The organism is Kitasatospora sp. NPDC088548, assembly GCF_044753005.1.
Lineage (GTDB): Bacteria > Actinomycetota > Actinomycetes > Streptomycetales > Streptomycetaceae > Kitasatospora.
The window spans coordinates 67,184-87,456 of record NZ_JBIVMI010000017.1 but is presented as its reverse complement, the minus strand read 5'-3'; the positions used below and the strand labels follow the sequence as shown (position 1 = coordinate 87,456).

Below are 20,273 nucleotides of genomic sequence, written 5' to 3'. Positions count from 1 at the left end.
CTGACAGAATTCGAAATCTGTTATCCGTTAGTTGTTAGTTGTTATCTGTCAGCTGTCAGCCGCCGCCCGACGACCAGCTCCGCCCCGATGCGGATCTGCACCCGATGCGCGTCCGCACGGCGGGCCGCCCCGGCCGGCTCCACCTGGGCCCGGCCGAGGACGGTGACGCACCAGCCGGTGCCGTCCACGCCGTCCACCTCGTCGGCCTCGAACGCGATCACCGCGCCGTCCACCGCGCGGACCAGTTCCGAGCCGGCCCGCGCCGACAGCAGCACACCTCCGCGCGCGTCCAGCCGGAAGCGCACCGGCAGCACGGCCGGGAGGGCGCCGACGGTGTAGACGACCCGGCCCACCTCCGTACCGGCCAGCAGTTCCATCGCCCGAGCCTCGTCGAGGTCCCGGACGCCGAGCGGCCACGGCTGCACGTCCGGTTCCACCTGCGGGGACGACGCTGCGAGATCGGGGTTCATGCCAGCGATGGTCACTCGCCGGGCCGGGCCGGGGGGAGGGCCGATGGTCCTGTGAACCGTCCCGACCGGCCCCGATCCGCCGGGACGCCCGCCCCCGGTCGGCCCCGCCACCGTCCCCGACACGGCGGCGGGGCCGATGGGGACACGGAAACGGGCAGGTCCTCACCGGCGGATTCACCGGTGAGGACCTGCCCGCCGCGGACCCCGGTCCGCGTGCACGGCCGACGGGGCGGCGCGCTCCCCCGGGTCAGCCCCGGAGGCCCCCGTAGGAGCGCTGGTGCGCCGGCTGCGGGGCGGCGGCCGGCTGGCGCAGTTCGGTGGCGATCAGCGCCGCCTGGACCCGCCGCTCCACGCCGAGCTTGGCCAGCAGGCGGGAGACGTGGTTCTTCACCGTCTTCTCGGCGAGGTAGAGCCGCTCGCCGATCTGCCGGTTGGTCAGGCCCTCGCCGATCAGCGCCAGCACCTCCTGCTCGCGCACGGTCAGCTCCGGCCCGCCGGTGGTCGCCTGCTCCGGTTCGGCGTCACTGCGCAGGCGGTTGAGCAGGCGGGTCGCCGCGCCGGGGTCGAGCATCGAGCGGCCGGAGGCGACGGTACGCACGGCGGCGACCAGGTCGGTGCCGCTGATCTGCTTCAGGACGTACCCGGCGGCGCCCGCCATCACGGCGTCGAGCAGCGCCTCCTCGTCGTCGAAGGAGGTCAGCATCAGACAGGCCAGATCGGGCATCCGGGAGCGCAGTTCACGGCAGACGGCCACACCGTCGCTGTCGCCGCCGAGGCGGACGTCGAGGACGGCCACGTCCGGGCGGAGCGCGGGGACGCGGACGAGGGCCTGCTCGGCGGTGGCGGCCTCGCCGACCACCTCGAGGTCCGGCTCGCAGTCCAGCAGGTCGTGGACTCCCCGGCGTACCACCTCGTGGTCGTCCAGCAGGAACACCCTGACCGGTGCCGGCGTCTCGGTACCGGTCGTCTCGCTCGCCATGTCGCGGCTCCACCTTCCTCGCGCCCGGCACACTGCTTCGGGACTACGGCATCATCGCCGATCGACGCGCGGCGGCCCAGGGCCCAACGGCCCCATTCGCCGGGGCCTCGGACCTGGTTCCGGCTGCGGCCGCGGCCGGGGTCAGTGCCGGTGCCGGCGCACGTTGCCGAGGCCGATCAGGAGGAAGGCGGTGGAGGCCGCCACCGCGCTGCCGGCCGCGGCGGCGACACGGGGGGCGAACGAGCCACCCCCGGCCATCAGGATGGAGACCGCGCCGAGCGAGGAGATCGCCAGGCCGACGAGCAGCCAGCCCAGCAAGGTCAGGGCGGCCGGGCGCGGGGACTTCGGCGCGGGCCCGGCGTCGAGCATCGCCCAGCGCAGTCCGTCCTCGTGCCGCTCGACCCGGCGGTACCAGAGGGCCCGGACGCGCAGGATGACGCCGGCGACGAGGCCGGCGAGGGCGACCTGCGCGGCGGGCTGCCAGTCGGGGACGACCAGCAGCAGTCCGCCGGCGAGCGCCATGCCCGCCCACCAGACGATGCAGGCCGCGGCGGCGGTGCGGGCCGACCGGGGGCGGTCGTCGCCCGCCTGGAGGTCGGAGATGGCGGGCAGGTACCAGACGCAGCCGGACGCCGTGATCGCGGCCGTGCCGATGGCCAGGACGGTGTGGGACATGCCTTTCGCTCCTCAGCCGAGGGGTTCGGCGCCGCCTGCTCGGGGCGGGCCGGTGATGGGGGACCTGGGCCGGGGTGTCCGCCAGGTCGAGGAGGAGCCGTCCCCGCCCGCCCGGGGGCATCGAAACGGGCGGGGACGGCGTCAGGGGGCGGCGCGGGGCCGCCGTGCCGGGTCGGCCGGCGCGGTGATGGACAACAGATAACAGATGACAGACGTTGAAATCTGTTATCCGTCATCCGTCATCCGTTGGCTGTCAGCCGTCCAGCTTCTTCGGCGCCCGGCGCAGCTCCGGGTTGTCGTAGTCGGCCGGGGTCACGCCGACCAGGTGCTTGGCCGGCTCGCCGTTGTTGTCCAGGAAGTCGCGGGCGGCGATCTCCGGGTGGTGCAGGTCGAAGGCCGGGGACTCGGAGCGGATCCGCGGAAGGGTGACGAAGTTGTGCCGCGGCGGCGGGCAGGAGGTGGCCCACTCCAGCGAGCGGCCGTAACCCCACGGGTCGTCCGCGGTGACCTTCTCGCCGTACTTGGCGGTCTTCCAGACGTTGTAGAGGAACGGCAGGATCGACAGGCCGAGCAGGAACGAGCCGATGGTGGACACCGTGTTGAGCACGGTGAACCCGTCCGCCGCGAGGTAGTCGGCGTAACGGCGCGGCATGCCCTCGGCGCCCAGCCAGTGCTGCACCAGGAAGGTGGAGTGGAAGCCGATGGTCAGCGTCCAGAAGGTGATCTTGCCGAGGCGCTCGTCCAGCATCTTGCCGGTCATCTTCGGCCACCAGAAGTGGAAGCCGGCGAACATCGCGTACACCACGGTGCCGAACAGCGTGTAGTGGAAGTGGGCGACGACGAAGTACGAGTCCGAGACGTGGAAGTCGATCGGCGGGGCCGCCAGCAGAACGCCCGTCAGACCGCCGAAGAGGAAGGTGACCAGGAAGCCGACCGTCCAGAGCATCGGGGTCTCGAAACTGAGTGAGCCCTTCCACATGGTGCCGACCCAGTTGAAGAACTTCACCCCGGTGGGCACCGCGATCAGGAAGGTCATGAAGGAGAAGAAGGGCAGCAACACCTGCCCGGTGACGTACATGTGGTGCGCCCAGACCGTCACCGAGAGGCCGGCGATGGCGACGGTGGCGGCGATCAGGCCGGCGTAGCCGAACATCGGCTTGCGGGAGAAGACCGGGATGACCTCGGAGACGATCCCGAAGAACGGCAGCGCCAGGATGTAGACCTCCGGATGGCCGAAGAACCAGAACAGGTGCTGCCAGAGCATCGCCCCGCCGTTGGCCGGGTCGAAGACGTGCGAGCCGAACTTGCGGTCGCACTCCAGCGCGAGCAGCGCCGCCGCCAGCACCGGGAAGACCATGAGCACCAGGACGGAGGTCAGCAGCACGTTCCAGCAGAAGATGGACATCCGGAACATGGTCAGGCCCGGGGCGCGCATGCAGATGATCGTGGTGATGAAGTTGACCGCGCCGAGGATGCTGCCGAAGCCGGAGAGCGTGACGCCCATGATCCACATGTCGGCGCCGACGCCCGGCGAGTGGATGGCGTCGGAGAGCGGCGCGTAGAGGAACCAGCCGAAGTCGGCGGCGCCCTGCGGGGTCGCGAAGCCGGCCGCGGCGATCAGCGAGCCGAACATGAAGAGCCAGTAGGCCAGCATGTTCAGCCGCGGGAAGGCGACGTCCGGGGCGCCGATCTGCAGCGGCATGATCCAGTTGGCGAAGCCCGTGAACAGCGGCATGGCGAACAGCAGCAGCATCACCGAACCGTGCATGGTGAAGGCCTGGTTGAACTGCTCGTTGGAGAGGATCTGCGTCCCCGGCCGGGCGAGCTCGGCGCGCATGACCAGCGCGAGAATGCCGCCGATCAGAAAGAACCCGAACGACGACACCAGGTACATGGAGCCGATCGTCTTGTGGTCGGTGGTCGTCAGCAGCCTGACCACGGACGAGCCGGGCCTTCTGACCCGGACTCCCCCCGGCCTGGCGGCGGACGGCGGCAGCGCGCTGTCGCCCTTTGCCTCGATGGCGCTCAAGGACGCACTCCTTCGAAACTTCTGCGGATGGATGGCGATCCATGATCAGAACTCGACGGCCTTGCGCCCTAGGGCCGTTGGGCCCAGCCGACCGGGGCCGGTGGGCCTGCGTTCGGGACCCCGACCAGGGCCCTCCGTCAGGCCGCGCGCCGGAGCCTCCGCCGGGCGGCCGCGGCCGGCTCCGGACATGCCGAAGCACCGGTGCGCACCGGGGAGTCGGGCTCTCCCCCGGGTGCGGACCGGTGCGCTCCGGAACCGGTCAAAGCCCTACCGGGCTCCCGCCGCGCGCTACGAGGCGGCGGCGCCCGCGGTGAGCCGGTAGCCGGTCACCAGGTCGGGCTGGATGGCCACGGTGTGGTCCATGGAGGCATTCACCCATGGCCGCAGCAGCGCGCGGTAGCGGGCGAGTTGACCGGGATCGGTGACCACGCGGGCGAAGCCGGTGACGACCACGCTCCACCCGAGGTGGGTCACCGGGTCGATGGCGTCGGCCTCGTACGCCACCACGACACCGGCCGCCTCCGCGCCGAGCGTCGCCGTGGTGAGCGCCGCACCGTCGTGGGTGCGGATGACGATCGTGTCGTCCACGAGCAGGTGGTTGACCGGGCGGATGGCCGGCAGGGCACGCGCGGTGAACACGATCCGGCCCAGCGGCACACTCCCCAACAGCCGCATCGCCTCCGCCCGTTCGAGGGGCACGAGGTGGCGCGGCGGGGCCTCGCCGACCGGCGGGAACGACCGGGCGGGTGGCCGGCCGCCGGAGCGGCGCAGCGCCCGGAGCCGGCGGCGGACGACCTCGTCGTTCACGAGGCGGCCGCGATCAGGCCCAGCCGGCCGTCGAAGCGCCGGTACAGGACGCGGCCGCGCCGGGTGCCCGGCTGGGCGAAGAACAGGAAGGGCAGATCGGCCGCGGCGAGCCGGTCGACGGCCTCCGGCTCGGTCAACTCGGGTGCGCCGCAGGGGCTGAGGGTGAGCGGGACGCTCGGCCGGCTGGGCGGCCCGGCGGCCGCGGTGCGGGCGAGCCGGTAGCCGGTGGGCCCGACCCGGTAGACGACGGCATCGGTCTCGGTGGCCGGATCGGTGAACAGGTGGATGTCGAAGTCCATCGCGTCCATGGTCCGGGCCGCCGCGTCGGGTGAACACCACACCAGGCCCGCCTGCTTGCGCCGGACGATGTCCTGCACCCTGGCGGCGTAGGGGATTTCGGCGCGCGGGTGGTCGCCCGGTCCGCCCGCCGAAACGGGTACGAGCAGCCGTTCGGCGCGCGGTGCGGCGCCCTGCGCGGGGACGGTGGCCAGCAGCCCCCTTCCGCGCACCCGGCGGGGCCAGGGCCTGGGCGTCCAGCCCGAGGTCACGGCGGCGATCCGGCCGCGCAGCCCGTCGGCCAGCCGGTCCAGGGCCTCGCCGAGGTCGGCGGCGGCCTCCTGGACGCGGATCCGCCGGCCGTCGACCTCGGCGTTGACCTGCGCCAGCACGGTCGCCGCGCCGACCAGTCCGACCCGTACCCGCAGTGCCTCGACGAGGGCGTCCGCGCCGCACACCACGGCCGCGACCCGGGCCTTGGCGTCGATCGCGAAGTTCCGCGAAATTCCCTCGCACACCTGCACCGTGACCAGTTCGCCCATGTCAGGCCTCTCCCGTTCCGCCACGCCGTTCCACGTACTGCCACGCCCGTTCCACGTACTGCCGAATCCGTTTCGCGCACCACCGGGCCCGTTCCGCACGGGGCGCTCCCCGTACCGGGTACGGCCCCGCCGGTCACGGCGGCCCCCGGCCGGCCCGCATACCCACGCGGCGATCACCCTCCCGCCACCGCGCGGTGCCCACAAGGGCCGAACGGCCCCATCAGGGCCGTTGAACCGTCCCGTCACCGCCCTGTCGTCATCCCGTCGCCGCCCCGCCGCCCGCCGTCCATGCCCCTGCCACGACCCGTCCCCGACCCACCACCGAGCCGCCACCGGCCCGCCACCGACCGGCCGCAGCCGGGCCATCCCGCCCGACCCGGGCGTCCGGCCCCGGATCATGCGGGCCGAACGTCACAAAGATGGGGGCCGGTCCCCCATGCCCCGGTGGCCACGCCGGGGCAAGGATCAGCACCGGGGGGCAGCGTCTTCGACGGCAGCGCGCCCCCTCCCGGCATCGGAGGTGCGGTGGTGGCTGAGGTGAACGCCGTGCGCAGAGCGCGCCTCGACGGGGGCGGCGTACCGGTTCAGGGCCCGGTCGCACCGGTGGCCACCGCAGCCGTTCCGACCCCGCACACTCCGATGCCCGGCGAGCCCCCGGTCCACGGCCTCCAGACGCGCGGCCTCCAGGCACCCCACCTCCCGGTGCGCGAACTCCCCGCGCGTGAGCTCCCGGCCCGCGCGCTGCCGGTTCGGCGCCGGACCGGCCGCGCCACCCGGTCGCCCTGGTGGCAGCGCGGGCTGACGCCTGCTCAGCCGGTCCCCGGGACCCGTCCCGACTGGGCCGCGTTCACCGAGGCCGCCGTCGCCGCCGCACCCGTGCGGCCCATCGTGCCGAGGGTCGGGTACCCGGGCCTCAGCGGCTTCGCCCTCGTCCTCGCGCCCTTCGCCGAGCGCGCCCTGGTCCGGCTGCTCGCCGCGCTCCCCCGCGACGTCCGGGCCGGGGACCACCTCGACCTGCCCGCCCTCCGCGCGGGTTTCACCGCCCGGCTCACCGGGCGGCTCAGCCGGATCGCCGCCCGCACGCTGGTGCTGGAGCTGAACGTGGCCCGGGTGAGCGGCCGGCTCAGCGGCGGCACCCCGCAGGAGCGGTTCCGCTCCTTCCTGGCGCTCACCGCCCGCCGCGAGGGGCTCGCCGCCCTGCTGCGCGAGTACCCGGTACTGGCCCGGCTGCTCGCCCAGACCTGCCTGGACACCGCCGACGCGCACGCCGAACTGCTCCTCCACTTCGCCGCCGACCGGCCGCTGCTGGTCTCCGGACTCCTGCGCGGCACCGACCCCGGGCCGTTGGTGGCCCTGGAGTCCGAGGCAGGCGACCGCCACCGGCGCGGCCGTACGGTCGCGGTGCTGCACTTCGCCAACGGCACCGCCGTCGTCCACCGCCCCCGGCCCCCGGCCGCGCACCGGCACTTCAACGGCCTGCTCGGCTGGTACAACGCGCAGCCGGGGGTGCCCCGGCTGCGCGCGCTCGCCGTGCTCGACCGGGTCGGCTACGGCTGGACGGAGTACGCCGAGGCGCGGCCCTGCCACACCGGGTACGAGGTCGAGCGGTTCTACCGGCGGCAGGGCGCGCTGCTGGCCCTGCTGCACGTCCTGGACGGCACCGACCTGCACTTCGAGAACCTGGTCGCCTGCGGGGACCAGCCGGTGCTGGTGGACGTGGAGACGCTGTTCCACCCGTCGGCCCCGGCCGGCCCCGGGGAGGATCCGGCGGCCCGGGCGCTCCAGGGCTCCGTCCACCGGGTGGGGCTGCTACCGCAGTTGCTGCTGGGCGACGACGGCGCGGTGGACGTCTCCGGGATCGGCGGCGGCAGCGGCGGCCGGCCGGCCTCGTCCCCGGTGGAGGGTGTGGACTGGGCGGGCGCGGGCACCGACGAGATGCGGCTGGTGCGGCGCGCCCGCCCGTTCGGCGAGGCCCGCAACCGGCCGCGGCTGGGCGGCGCGCCCGTCGATCCGGCCGGGTACACCGAGGAGCTGGTGGCCGGCTTCCGGGCCGGCTACGCGGCGCTCGCCGCCGGCCGCGACCAACTCGTCGGGCCGGAGGGCCTGCTGAACGCCTTCGCGGGGGACGAGGTGCGGGTCGTGCCGCGGGCCACCCGGGTCTACGCGCGGCTGCTGGACGAGTCCACCCACCCGGACGTCCTGCGCGACGCCGCCGCCCGGAGCGCCGTCCTGGAACTGCTGCGGACGGACGCGGTGGGCGACCCGGGCTGCCCCGGGCTGGCCGACCACGAGCTCACCGACCTGTGGGCCGGTGACGTCCCGCTGTTCACCACCCGTCCCGGCAGCCGCGACCTGTGGACCGCCACCGGGCTCCGGCTCCCCGGCGAGCTGGGCGAGCCCGGGCTGGCGCGCGCCGAGGCGAAACTCGCCGCGCTGGGCGGCGTGGACCGCAAGGACCAGGAGTGGATCATCCGCGCGGCCATGGCGGGCGCCGCCGGCACCCCCGCGCACCGGCCCGGGCGGCCGGTGCCCGAGAACGTCTGGGCCACCGCGCCCGAGTCCGAGCAACTCCTCACGGCCGCACGGGGGGTGGGCGACCAGCTGGTCGCCCTCGCCTACCGGGGCCGGTCCCGCACCAACTGGCTCGGCCTGGAGCTGCTCGCCGAGCGGTACTGGCGGGTCCGGCCGCTCGGCGCCGACCTGGCCGGCGGGTACACCGGCACGGCGCTGTTCCTGGCCCAACTCGCCGAGCTCACCGGCTCCGACCGCTACGCCGAGGTGGCCCGCCGGGCGCTGGCCCCCCTCCCCGCCCTGCTGGAGACCCTCGGCGGGCACCCCGACGGGCCGGCCGCCGTCGGCTCGGGCGCGTTCGCCGGGCTGGGCGGCATCGCCTACGCGCTCACCGAGATCGCCCGCACCCTGGACGACCCGCTGATCCGGCAGTGGACCGGCCCCGCGGTGGCGCTCACCGCGGCCGCCGCCGAGCGCGAGACCGACACCGGCGTGCACAGCGGCACGGCCGGCGGGCTGGCGGCGATGCTCGCCGTCCACTCCGCCACCGGCCGGTCCGAGGCGCTCCGGGCCGCCGCCCTGTGCGCGGAGCGGCTCACCGCCGCACCGGCACCCGCCGCCACCGGCTTCGCCCACGGCTCGGCGGGCGTCGGCTGGGCGCTGCTGCGGTTCGCCGAGGCCGCTGCGGAGCCCGCCGGCGGGCCGTACCACCACGCGGGCCTGGCCGCCCTGCGCGCCGCCACCGCCCTCCGGTCCCGGGAGGGTTCCTGGTGCCGCGGCCGGCCCGGCACCGCGCTCGCCGTCACCGACAGCCCGGCCGCCCTGGCCGACCAGGGGCTCGCCGACTGGGCGCAGCGCGCCGTCCGGAACACCGCGCGCGCCGCGCCGCTGCCCGACCACAGCCTCTGCCACGGCGAGTTGGGCGTGCTGGAGCTGCTCGGCCGCGGCGGGCCGCCGTCCGGGCGGACGCCCTGGGTACGGCGGGCGGGCGCGCTGCTGGCCGGGGTGGACCAGGACGGGCCGCGGTGCGGCACCCCGGAGTTCGTCCCGCATCCGGGGCTGCTCACCGGGCTGGCCGGCATCGGGCACGGACTGCTGCGGCTCGGCTTCCCCGAGCGGGTGCCGCCGGCCCTGCTGCTCCGCCCCCGGGCGCCCGCACCGGCCCGCCCGGCCCCGTGACCGCCCGCCGCCCCGGCACCCCGGCCCCGCGGCCGCCCCGGTCACCGGCCCTCATGACCACCCCTGCCACTCGACCGACACCGGCCCGCGGGCCGCACTGACCGCTCCACCGTTCACCGTTCGGTACGGCTCGGTACGACCCAGCGGCACTCGGCAGGACTCGGTACGGCCGGGTGCCGCCGAGCACGAGTCCGTACGAGCGGGCCGGCGCGGCGGGCGAGCACCCTCGCCCGGGTACCGGGGCCTGCTCCGGTACCACCCCCTGGAAACCACTCACTTCAACGACGAATGGGAGTAGAGGAACGCATGAACGACAGCGACTTGGTGCTGAGCTGGAAGCGGCCGGAGGGCCGGCCGGACGAGGCCGTCGACCACCCCGCGGGTGACATCCGGCTGCGGGCGGGCGGCGGGCTGGGCCTGCGCTCCCAGCTGCTGGCCGGAGGCGGGGGCGCGGTGCCGCCGGTCTTCGAGTTCCCGACCATGACCGTACCGATCTGACCTGCGCCGACGAGGGCACCCGACGACGTCGCCGGCACCGCGGGGACTCCCCGCGACGCCCACCGGGCGGTCCGCCCGCGACGACGCGGCCGGCCGTCCGCCACCGGGGACCGGGCAGCGCCCCGGTGGCGGAGCGGACCGGGGCGCCCCTGATGCGGGCGCACGGTAATCGACCTGTGACGACCGTGTGCCCGCGCAGTGGCCGGTTCAATACCCTACAGAACGGATGGGCCGTCAAGTAGCCTGCGGCCATGCGGACCACTTCGTCGATCACCGTCGGCCGGGCAGCCGAGACCAGCCTGCTGAGCAGCGCGCTGGCCGCCTCCCGGCAGCGGTCCGGACGGGCGGTCTTCCTGCTCGGCGAGGCCGGTATCGGCAAGTCCCGGCTGGCCGGGGAGTGCGCGTTCCAGGCGTACGGGCTCGGCCTGCCGGTGCTGCGCGGCCGGGGCAGTTCGACCGGGACGGTGACACCGTTCCGGCCGCTGATCGAGGCGCTCTCCTCGCGCTTCCGGGCCTCCGGGACGCCCTCCGACCCGGAGCTGGACCCGTACCGTCCCGCGCTCGCCCGGCTGGTGCCGGAGTGGCGCGGTGAGGCCGCCGCGGCCGCCGGGGCGGGCGCGTACCCGGAGACGGTGGTCGAGCTCGCCGAGGCGCTGCTGCGGCTGCTGGCGGTGCTCGGCCGGGAGCACGGCTGCGTCCTGCTGCTGGAGGACCTGCACGACACCGACGCGGAGACGGTCGCCGTCCTGGAGTACCTGATCGACAACCTGGCGGGCCTGCCGGTGCTGCTGGTCGGCACCCTGCGGGCGGAGCCGGGCCCGGCGCTGGACCTGGTCCGGGCCGCCGAGCGGCGGCGGGCGGCCGCCGTCGCGGAGCTGCGGCCTCTGCCGCCCGCCGACGTCCGGGCGATGGCCGCCGCCGTCCTGGAGGCCGAGACCGCCGAGGTGCCCGCGGCCGTACTGGACCAGCTGGTCGAGCGCGCCGACGGATCCCCCTACCTCGTCGAGGAGTTGCTCGCCGACATGCTCGCCTCGGAGGCGCTGCGGCGCGAGGACGGACGGTGGCAGGTGATCGGCGGTCTCGGCACCGGGGTGCCCAGCACCATCGTCCGCAGCTGGGGCCGGCGGATCGACCAGCTCGACCCGCAGGTGCGCGAACTGCTGCTGACCGCCGCCACCCTGGGCAGCCGGTTCTCGGTGGCCACCGTCCAGCTGATCACCGGGTACGACGACCGGACGCTCTTCAGCAACCTGCGGTCCGCCTCCGAGGCCAATGTCATCGTGCCGGACGGCGCCGCTCCCGACCGCTACGCCTTCCGGCACACGCTCACCGCCGACGCCGTCACCGCCGCCCTGGCACCCGCCGAACGGGCCGCCGTGGCCCGCCGGGCGGCCCGGGCGATCATCCGGGCCGATCCCGAACTCATGGACGAAAGGCGACAGTTGGTCGCCTCCCTGCTGCTGGCGAGCGGCGACCGGGCCGGCGCCGCCGTGCACTTCGCCGAGGCCGGACGGCGGGTGCTGGAGGCGGGCGCCGCCGGGTCCGCCGTGGTCCTGCTGGAACGCGCGCACGAGCTCGCCGGGGACGCCGAACGCGCCGCCGTCACCGAGCGGTTGCTGCTGGCCCTGGCCGAATCCGGGCAGCTGGACCGGGCGTTCGAGCTGGTCCGCACCCTTCCGCCGGTCCACGCCGACCCGGCGGCCGGCCGCTCCGACGCCGTCGACCGGCGGATCCACCTGCACACCCGGCTCGCCTGGGTGGCCGTGATGGTCGAACGGATCACCGAGGCCGTCCCGCAGATCGCCGCCGCCCGGGCCCTCTCGGGCACCCGCCCGCGCCCCGAACAGGACGCCGCCCTCGCCGTGGTGGAGGGCCATCTGGCGCTGTTCCCCGACCAGAGCCAGGGCGGGACGGACGGGCGCGGCCGGCTCGTCGAGACCGAGCGGCGCGCCCGCCGGGCCGCCGAGGTGGCCGAGCGGGCCGGCCTTCCGGTGGTCGCCTGCCAGGCCTGGCAGTTGCTCGCCCTGCTGGCCCGCGAACGCGGCTTCGACGCGGCCGACGCCTGCCTGGAGCGCATGCTGGCCGTCGCCGAGGGCCACGCCCTGCCGGTCTGGCGGGTGGAGGCGCTGCTGCGCCTGGGCGCCAACGCCTTCATGCGCACCGGCGACGGCGCCCGGCTCGAACGGGCCAGGGAGGCCGCCGCCGGGCTCGGCGCGATCGTCCTCACCCAGACCGTGGACGGGCTGCTCGCCATGAACGCCGTCCTGCGCGGCGAGTGGCGCACCGGCCGGGAGATCATCGACCGCTGCCTGGACGCCACCGCCCGGCTGCGCAACCTCTCCGCGCACCGCTATCTGCTGCTCACCTCCGCCACCCTCGCCGCCCACCTGGGCCGCGGCCGCGAGATGGAGCGCGAGCTGGCCCGGTTCCGGCAGGCCGGCGGCGAGGAGTCGCTCCTGATGCCGCTGCGGTACGGCCTCTGCCGGGCCGTCGGCGCGCTGCTGGCCGAGGACCGCGCCGGGGCCCGGGCCGAACTGGCCGCCGGCCTCGCCTGGGAGGAGGAGCACCCGAGCGTCTTCTACCTGGCCGGACGGCATGGACTGCACCCGCTGCTGGAGGTCACGGACGGCGCCTGGGAACGCGCCGACTTCGAGAAGGCCGCCGCCGCCCCGGCCGCCGAACTCGCCTGGAACCGCCAGTTCCTGGGGTTCGCCGACGCCGTCCTGCTCGGCCGCGAGGGCCGCCGGGACGACGCCGCCCGCGCGGTCGAGGAGGCCCGCGCGGCGGCCGGGCCGTTCCCGCTCGCCCACCACCTGGCGCTGCGGCTCACCGCGGAGGCCGCGCTCGCCGACGGCTGGGGCGACCCGGTGTCCTGGCTGCGCACCGCCGAGGAGTACTTCCACGACACCGAGATCCAGCCGGTGGCCGGGGCCTGCCGGGCACTGCTGCGCCGGGCCGGGGCCAGCGTCGCCCAGCACCGCGGCGGCCGGGACCAGATCCCGGCCCGGCTGCGGGCCTGCGGGGTGACGCTGCGCGAGTACGAGGTGTTCGTCATGCTCGCGGACCGGCCCGGCAACCAGCAGATCGCACGGAACCTGTCCATCTCGCCGCGCACCGTGGAGAAGCACATGGCGAACCTGCTCGGCAAGACCGGCCGCCCGGACCGCGCGGCGCTCTGCGAACTCGCGGCCGAACTCGACACCCGCGGGTAGCGGCCGGGCGGCGCGCACCGGATCCGGCAGGCCCGCCCGGGCAGCCGGACGGGGGCGGCCCGGTCAGTCCCCCATGAACACCACCCGCCGGCCGCCGGTGGCCGGCCCGGCCGGCCCGGCGACCGTCGAACGCCCCGCCGGGACGGCCCGGTCACGGCCCCAGGCGCGGATCTCCTCGATCCGCTCCGGGTTGGTCCGGCTGAACGGTGTGGTGTTGGCGAAGGTGTCCAGCACGAAGGAGGGCTTCAGCCGCTCGGCGCCGCCGTTGAGGAACACCTCGGCGCCGACCTCGTGCAGGGCCGCCTCGATGTCCGACCCGGCGAAGCCCTCGGAGAGGTCCACCAGCAGGTCCACCTGGTCGCCGGCCGGCTCGGCCTTGAGGTAGCGCCGGTAGTACAGCTCGATGATCTCCCGGCGGTCCTGCGGGTCGGGCAGGTCGACGAAGAACAGCTCGTCGAAGCGCCCCTTGCGCAGCAGCTCCGGGGGGAGCCCCCGGACGTCGTTGGCGGTGGCGACGACGAACGCCCGGGACCGCGACTCCTGGAGCCAGAACAGGAAGTGCCCGATGACGCGCTGCGGCACGCCCGTCCCGTCGTTGCGGCCCGCCAGCCCCTTCTCGATCTCGTCGATCCACAGCACGCACGGCGACACCCGGTCGGCGGTGTCCAGCGCCTCCCGCATCCGGCCCTCGGACTCGCCGAGGTACTTGCCGTGGATGCTCGCCATGTCCAGCCGGTAGAGCGGCAGCCGCCACTGGGACGCGATCGCCTTCGCCGAGAGCGACTTGCCGCACCCCGGCACACCGACCAGCAGGACGCCGCGCGGCGGCCGCAGCCCGCTGCCGCGCAGGTCGGCGTGCATCAGCCGGTGCTTGCGGTCCAGCCAGGCCCGCAGGCTGGCGAGCCCGCCGACCGCGTAGTCGGCGTCCTTGAGCTGGACCCGTTCCAGCCCGGCCAGATCGCTGAAGATCCGGTCCTTGGCACTGGCCAGCACCATCACGTCCTCCCGCCGGACGGCCCCGCGGGCGACCACGGTCGCCATCAGGTTGACCGCCTCCGCCTCGGTGACGCCGATCAGGAACTCGGCCGCCCGCCGGGCGTCGTCCTCGCTCCAGTCGATCGGCACCACGCCGCGGTGGTCGTCCAGGAAGCCGGTGACGGTGCGGTACATCTCGTCGGCGTCGGGGAGGTCCAGCTGCAGGCTCATCCCGAGCCGTTGCAGGCCGCTCCAGATCGGGCTGTCGGTGATCAGCACGATGCAGCCCGCGTTGGCGTCGGCGAGCCGGGCGAGCTCGGCGACATGGCGGGTGAACGGGGTGTCGTTCTCCAGGCCGTCCGGATCCACCAGGATCAGCGTGGCCTGCGCCCGGCTGGTGAACTGGGCCGCGGCGAACTCCATCGCCCCGGTCAGCGAGCGGTCGTCCTGGACGGTGCTGTTGGTCCGCAGATCGCGCAGGCCGGTCGCCCTGGTGTAGATCCAGAACTGCTGGCCGCTGCGGCGCGGCCGGGTGGCGATCTCCGTCACCAGCCGCAGCGCGCGCTGCTGTTCGATGCTGCGCAGGCCGATGACCGGCACCCGCGCGGTGAGGTAGCTGTCGAGGTCCGCGAGGCTCTCGGCGTAGTTCGGCATGGTGGCGTCAGTCCTTCGGTGGGCGGGGCGGGGTGCCCGGGACGACGCGGCGGCCCGGGGCCGCCGCGTGGTCGTAGGCCCAGCCGGCCGGGTCGGCCGGGGGCCGCTGGGCGAGGACGGCGGTGAGCGGGTTGTCGCGCAGCGTGCGACGGCGCTGTTCGACCCACCCCGGGTCCCGGCCCGCGGCGCTGCGGCGGTCGAGGCCCCGCTCCAGGTCCTCCTGGACACGCCGGACCTGCTCGTCCACGGTGGCGGTCAGCCGGGTGCGCAGGTCCTCGGGCAGACCGGGGTGGGCCGCCAGGGCGCGGATCCGGTGCAGCCCGGTACGTGCCTGGGTGAGCGCCCGGCCGAACGCGAACTCGTCGCCGGTCGCGTTGAGCGCGGACACCAGGGCGTCGGACCAGCCCTGCAACCGCGCGCCCAGCGCCTCGGAGATCCGCCCGGCCAGCCGCGCCAGGGTGTCGGCCGGGTAGCGCGCCGGGTCGAGCGCCGGCAGGCCGTCCGGGTCCTCCGGCGCGCCCTCGGACCAGCGTTCCAGGTAGTCCGCCCAGCGCTGGTACTCGCCGCCGGGCGGCGCCTGCCGCGGCTGCCGGGCGGTCCGGCGGAACCTCATGACGCGCTGCCGGGCCGGCGGACCAGGGCCTCGCCGGGCGGCAGCGGTTCCCAGTCCGGCAGCCGGTCGACGATCCGGCGCAGCCGGCCGGTGGCGGGCGCGGCGGGCTCGGGACCACCGGCCCGGGGCGCGGCCGCCCACGGGGTGGTCGGCGGCCGGCGCGGCGGCGGCGGGACGTTCGGCTGGTGGTCGGTCACCGGGTGCCTCCTCGCGGCGGGTGGGACGATCCGGAGGCGTCCGGCCGGACGGAGCGCCCGTCGTAGGGGTTCCGGGCGTAGCCGGCCGTGGCCAGGTCGGCCAGCATCGCCCTGACCTCGGCCTCGACGGCGTCGGCCGCCCGGAAGGCGCTCTGCCAGTCGGTCAGTTCGGCCGCCGCCGCGCGCAGGTCCCGGAACGCCTCCTCCCGGCTGTGGGCGAGCGCCTTGCGGGCGGCGGCCAGCGCGGTGGCGGACCGCCGGTGGCGCACGTACAGCAGGACGCCCCAGATCCCGCCGACCACGGTCGCGAGACCGGCGGCGCGGGCGGCGTCCGCGCGGCCGAGCAGCAGGACGATCGCCAGCAGGACGCCGCCGAGCAGCAGCAGGTGGTGGCGGAGCGGGAAGACGAGCGACTGGACGAGGGGCCGGGTGTGCTCGTCCCAGTGCCGGCCGAGCGACTGTTCCAGTTCGGCCTGCGGGGTGTTGAGCGAGCCGGTCCACGGGGGGATCCGCGGCCCCGCCGGGGCGGGCCCGGGGGCGGTGCCCAGGACGACCTGGACGTCGGACGGCTGGGCCATCCGGTAGTCGCGGCCGAAGCCGGCGTGCGCCTCGGTGAACCACTCCCGGCAGGCCGCGACGGCCAGCCGCCGGGTGGCGGGCGAGGCGCCGATCGCGGCCGGGGTGAGGGCGGCGGTCGACTGCAGGCTGAGGAGGTCCATGGCCGGCTCCAGACCCGCCGCGTTCACGGCGACGGCCTGCCGGGCGGCGTCCACGTCCCCGTCGTGCTCCACGACGGCCCGTTGCAGCGCGAGGTCGCGCCGCAGCGGCAGCTCCTCGGCGTCGTACTCGCCGACCAGGCGGTCCAGGATGTCGTCGATCGCGTCCAGCAGCCGGGGGTGGGACGTCGGCTCCCCGGTCATGACGGCGCGGTAGGTGTCGAGGACGGTCCGCTGCGCCCGTGCGGCGCCCAGCGCGGCGCCCAGCTGCGGCCACTGCGGGGAGACCGCGGCCAGCCGGGGGAACTCGCCGACGCCGGCGGGCGTCGGCAGGGCGTCCAGCGCGGCCCGCCAGCGGCGGACCTGGGCGGTCCTGGCCCCCGGGTCGGCTTCGAGCCGCTCGTGCCAGACCGTCATGGTGTCCGCCAGGACGGCGCGGCTGGCCGGACCGAACGCCCCCTGCGCCACGGATTCCAGGATGACGGTGAACTCGCGGCCCAGCGCCGCCGGGTCCTGGGCGAGCAGGTAGTGCCGCAGCCAGCGGGCGGCCGGGTCCAGGCGGCCCTGCCGGCGCAGCACCAGGGCGAAGAAGAGCGAGGTGCGGCCCGGGGAGCGCCGGAACGCCTCCTCGACGGCCCGGTCGCAGAGCCCCGGGTCGTCGGCGGCCCAGCTCGCGAGGGCGACCAGGGCGGGGGCGAGCCAGTAGCGCGGCGTCTGGATCATGAGCTGCTCGCTGACCGCGCGGACGGTCTCCTCGGAGACCACCCCGAGGTCGAAGGCCTGGAGCATGCCCACGGCCGTGCGCCGGACGGTCCGGTGGTGGCCGAACCGGTGGTCCATCTCGTCCTGGATGACGCCGATCCTGGTCTCGGCCCGCTGCACGTTGGAGGAGAGCTCGAACTGCCGGACGAAGGCGAGGAAGTCGTCGCGCAGCTGCCGCAGTTCGCCGTGCGCCCGGTGCTGGGCGGCGCCGACCGCGTCGACCTTCCCGACCAGCCCGCCGACCTGTTCCTGGACGTATCTGACCTGCCGGTCGACGTCCGCGAGCTGGCGGCGCAGGACGAAGTCGATCTCGTTCATACGGCTCCCCCTCGACGGCGCTCCGGTGCGTGGCGCGGGCGTTCGGGGCCCGGGCGTTCGGAGCGCGGGCGTTCGGAGCCCGGGCGTTCGGAGCCCGGGCGTTCGGAGCCCGGGCGGACAAAGTCCCGGCGGACGTGGCGCGGGCGGACGAGGAACCCGCGGGTGCGGCACGGGCTCACGGGCGGACCACCCCGCCGTCGGCGAACACCGGCAGGAGCAGGCCGTCGCTGTACACCTCGACATAGGCGTACGCCCCGGTGCGCACCAGCATCCGCGCGGCCCGGAACGGCTCCGGCACCGGGTCACCGGGCGCGAAGTGCCGCAGCACCGCGTGATCGAGCGTCAACTGGTGGTCGACGTAGGGCGCTCCGAGCCGGCAGGTGGCGAGGAAGCCCAGCGGCACACCGCCGTGGGCACTGCCGTACCGGTCCGCCAGCCACCGCGCCAGGTCCCGCGCCGCGCCCGGCTCCAGCCCGGCGTCCAACCGGGCGACGGCGTCCAGCAGTTCGTCCGTCCGGCGGCTCAGCCGTTCGCCCGCCGCGACGGGCCGGGGCGGGCTCGTCCGCACCGGCGGCCGCAGGCCGGTCCCGTCCTGCTCCGTGGGCACCGGGCGGACGACCCGCCGGGGTTGTTCGAAACTGGCCATGGATCCCCCGAGTTGGTCCTGCGACCGCGCGTCCGGTCGGACGGCGCGGTGGAGAAGAATAGTGATCGCCCCCATCATTGCGAAGCCCGCCTGGTGAGGGGCACCGTTTGCCCGGGAGACGACCGGGAGACGACCAGGAGACAACCGCGTTCCGCCCGGTGCACACCCCGGTCCGCGCCCCGGCGCACCCAACGCGCCTGCCAGACTCTGCCCATGACGACCGTCTACGCACTCCTGATGGGCATCAACACGTACCCGTCGGCCGACTGGCCCGCTCTCGGCGGCTGCGTCAACGACGTGGCGGCCGCCGGGACCTGGCTGCGCCGGCAGCGCGGCGTCGAGGTCCGCGCCCGCTCGCTGCTGGACGGGGCGGCCACCCTCGGGTCCGTCGTGGCGGGCATCCGCGAACACCTGGGGCAGGCCGGTCCCGGGGACACCGCGCTGTTCTGGTTCTCCGGCCACGGCACCGAGTTCGCCGCCACGGCCGAGGAGCAGCGGATCGAGCCGACCGGCCGCTGCCAGGCCCTGGTCTGCGCCGACGGCCCGCTGCCGGACAAACTGCTACGGCCCCTGCTGGACGGGGTCGCGGCCGGTGGCGCGCAGGTCACCGCGGTGCTGGACTGCTGCTTCGCCGGCGGCGCCACCCGGGACGCGGCGGGTACGCCCCGGTATCTGCCCCCGGACCCGTCCTGGCACGCGTCGGCGCCCGTCGCGGCCCCCGTCCGCGCGGCAGGCGGTGGCCCGACGGCCGGCCCCGGCCCCGGCCACGTCCTGCTGGCGGCCGCCCGGCTGAACCAGCCCGCCTACGAGGACTGGTTCGACGGACGGCGGCACGGGGTCTTCACCCATGCCCTGCTCGGCGCGCTCGGCGAACACGGCGGCCCGGCGCTCAGCTGCCGACGGCTCCTCGCGGCCGCCCACGCCCGGGTGCAGCGCTCCGGCGACCGCCAGCACCCCGTGCTCTGGCCGACCGACGCCGGCGGCCCCGCCGACCGCCCGCTGCTCGGCGGCGCCCCGCACCGACCCGGCCCGTACCTGCTGAGCCTCGGCGGCTCCGGCTGGCAGGTGGACTGCGGCGCGGGCCACGGACTGCCCACCGGCAGCGCCGGCCTGGCCACCGAGTGGACCACCCTGCCCTCCGACGGCACGCCGCCGTGCGTCCTGGCCACCCGGGAGGTCCACGCCGAGCGCACCCTGGTCGAGCCGGCCGACCCGTCCGGGCCGGGCCCCGACCCCGCCGTCGCCCACCCGGTGACGCTCTCCGCGCTCGCCCTGCCGCCCGTCTCGGTCCTGCTGGAGGCTCCCGCCGCCCGGTCCGGGGCGGTGGCCCGGCTGGCCGCGGCGCTCGCCTCGGCGGGCCCGGGCGGCCGGCCCTCGCCGCTGCTGCGGACCGTCCCGCGGGCCGCGGCCGCGAGCGGGACCCTGCTGCGGGTGACGGTCCACGAGGGCCGGGCCCGGATCCTGCTGCGCGACGGCTCGCCCGCCGTCCCGCCGCTCCCGCTGGCCGGAGCCGACGACGCCCGGCGGATCGCCCGCTGCCTGGTCCACCTGGCCCGCTGGCACCAACTGCGGGACCTCGCCAATCCGGACCCGTCCTTCGGCTCGCTCGCCCGGATCGAGGTCGTGCCCTGGGACGGCGCCGCGGCCGTCACACCCGACGGCTCCGGGGAGATCCTCTGCCACTACGGCGACGGCCCGGACGGACCGCGCGAACCACGGGTCTCGGTCCGGATCCGCAACCGCTCGCGCCGCCGTCCGCTCTGGTGCGTTCTGCTCAACCTCACCGACAGCTACGCCAGCTCCCCGGCCCTGTTCCCCGGCCACTTCGTCGCGCCCGGCGGCACCGGCCACGCGCTGGACGGCGAGCCGGTGCACCTGCGACTGCCGCCCGGCCGGCCGCCGCGGCCCGGCGCCCAGGCCAGGGACTGGCTCAAGCTCATCGTCGCGGAGGGCGAACTGAACACCCTGCCCTTCCAGTTCGGAGCCTGGGAACAGGACGGGCCGGCCGACCGGGGCACGGCCGACGGGGCCGACGGGGCCGACGGCGTGTTCCGCCCCGCCCCGCCGGCCGGCACCCGCGACCTGGGCCCGGCGCGACCCCCGGCCGCCGGCCGGTGGGCGGCGCTGACCCTCGCGCTGCGCACCGTCGTCCCGGGCTGAGGCGTCCCGGGCTGAGGCGTCCCGGGCCGGGACCGGGCCGAGGCCGTGCCGGGC

The 20,273-nt window shown here is 75.9% G+C and carries 15 protein-coding genes; 4 read left to right on the top strand and 11 right to left on the bottom strand.

Features of this window, described 5'->3' with window-relative positions:
• Nucleotides 1-41: 41 nt before the first annotated feature.
• The 6 genes from ACIP82_RS22030 to ACIP82_RS22005 form a co-directional block, all read right to left on the bottom strand.
• Nucleotides 42-470 carry a pyridoxamine 5'-phosphate oxidase family protein gene (locus ACIP82_RS22030; RefSeq protein ID WP_400655387.1) on the bottom strand — a complete coding sequence of 143 codons (429 nt, stop codon included), beginning with the start codon at nt 468-470 and terminating at the stop codon, nt 42-44.
• A gap of 247 nt (nt 471-717) precedes the next feature.
• A complete protein-coding gene (locus ACIP82_RS22025; RefSeq protein WP_363609905.1) occupies nt 718-1,449 on the bottom strand; it encodes a response regulator transcription factor in 732 nt (243 codons plus the stop codon).
• Nucleotides 1,450-1,590: 141 nt separating this feature from the next.
• Nucleotides 1,591-2,124, bottom strand: a complete 534-nt coding sequence (locus ACIP82_RS22020) for a hypothetical protein (protein ID WP_400655384.1) — start codon at nt 2,122-2,124, stop codon at nt 1,591-1,593.
• A gap of 253 nt (nt 2,125-2,377) precedes the next feature.
• A complete protein-coding gene (gene ctaD / locus ACIP82_RS22015) occupies nt 2,378-4,120 on the bottom strand; it encodes a cytochrome c oxidase subunit I (RefSeq protein WP_400655529.1) in 1,743 nt (580 codons plus the stop codon).
• Between the two features lie 321 nt (nt 4,121-4,441).
• Nucleotides 4,442-4,924 (bottom strand): pyridoxamine 5'-phosphate oxidase family protein, encoded by a 483-nt coding sequence (locus ACIP82_RS22010; protein ID WP_400655527.1) that lies wholly within the window; start codon nt 4,922-4,924, stop codon nt 4,442-4,444.
• Nucleotides 4,925-4,956: 32 nt separating this feature from the next.
• On the bottom strand, nt 4,957-5,778 hold the full coding sequence (locus ACIP82_RS22005; RefSeq protein WP_400655382.1) for a sigma 54 modulation/S30EA ribosomal C-terminal domain-containing protein: 822 nt from the start codon (nt 5,776-5,778) through the stop codon (nt 4,957-4,959).
• Between the two features lie 546 nt (nt 5,779-6,324).
• Here ACIP82_RS22005 and ACIP82_RS22000 point away from each other — a divergent pair.
• From ACIP82_RS22000 to ACIP82_RS21990, 3 genes are all read left to right on the top strand, one after another.
• Entirely contained in the window at nt 6,325-9,468 is a 3,144-nt protein-coding gene (locus tag ACIP82_RS22000) for a type 2 lanthipeptide synthetase LanM family protein (protein WP_400655379.1), read from the top strand.
• A 306-nt stretch (nt 9,469-9,774) separates the two neighbouring features.
• Nucleotides 9,775-9,966, top strand: coding sequence for a hypothetical protein (locus ACIP82_RS21995; protein WP_400655376.1), 192 nt, complete (start codon nt 9,775-9,777; stop codon nt 9,964-9,966).
• Between the two features lie 251 nt (nt 9,967-10,217).
• Nucleotides 10,218-13,178 carry an AAA family ATPase gene (locus tag ACIP82_RS21990; protein ID WP_400655373.1) on the top strand — a complete coding sequence of 987 codons (2,961 nt, stop codon included), beginning with the start codon at nt 10,218-10,220 and terminating at the stop codon, nt 13,176-13,178.
• Nucleotides 13,179-13,241: 63 nt separating this feature from the next.
• Here the strand turns inward: ACIP82_RS21990 and ACIP82_RS21985 are convergent, their stop codons facing one another.
• The 5 genes from ACIP82_RS21985 to ACIP82_RS21965 form a co-directional block, all read right to left on the bottom strand.
• Nucleotides 13,242-14,807, bottom strand: a complete 1,566-nt coding sequence (locus ACIP82_RS21985; RefSeq protein WP_363609894.1) for an AAA family ATPase — start codon at nt 14,805-14,807, stop codon at nt 13,242-13,244.
• Between the two features lie 7 nt (nt 14,808-14,814).
• Nucleotides 14,815-15,420, bottom strand: a complete 606-nt coding sequence (locus ACIP82_RS21980) for a hypothetical protein (protein ID WP_363609892.1) — start codon at nt 15,418-15,420, stop codon at nt 14,815-14,817.
• Complete coding sequence (locus tag ACIP82_RS21975) at nt 15,417-15,617, bottom strand: hypothetical protein (RefSeq protein ID WP_363609890.1); 201 nt, start codon at nt 15,615-15,617, stop codon at nt 15,417-15,419. Before ACIP82_RS21975 ends, ACIP82_RS21980 begins: the two co-directional genes overlap by 4 nt.
• Nucleotides 15,614-17,413 (bottom strand): hypothetical protein, encoded by a 1,800-nt coding sequence (locus ACIP82_RS21970; RefSeq protein WP_400655368.1) that lies wholly within the window; start codon nt 17,411-17,413, stop codon nt 15,614-15,616. The genes ACIP82_RS21975 and ACIP82_RS21970 overlap by 4 nt, the downstream gene beginning before the upstream one ends.
• A gap of 175 nt (nt 17,414-17,588) precedes the next feature.
• The gene (locus ACIP82_RS21965; RefSeq protein ID WP_363609887.1) at nt 17,589-18,059 is read right to left on the bottom strand and encodes a hypothetical protein; all 471 of its coding nucleotides are present in this window, start codon (nt 18,057-18,059) and stop codon (nt 17,589-17,591) included.
• Nucleotides 18,060-18,272: 213 nt separating this feature from the next.
• On the opposite strand from ACIP82_RS21965, the gene ACIP82_RS21960 reads away from it, so the two are divergent.
• Complete coding sequence (locus ACIP82_RS21960; RefSeq protein ID WP_400655364.1) at nt 18,273-20,219, top strand: caspase domain-containing protein; 1,947 nt, start codon at nt 18,273-18,275, stop codon at nt 20,217-20,219.
• Nucleotides 20,220-20,273 lie beyond the last annotated feature (54 nt).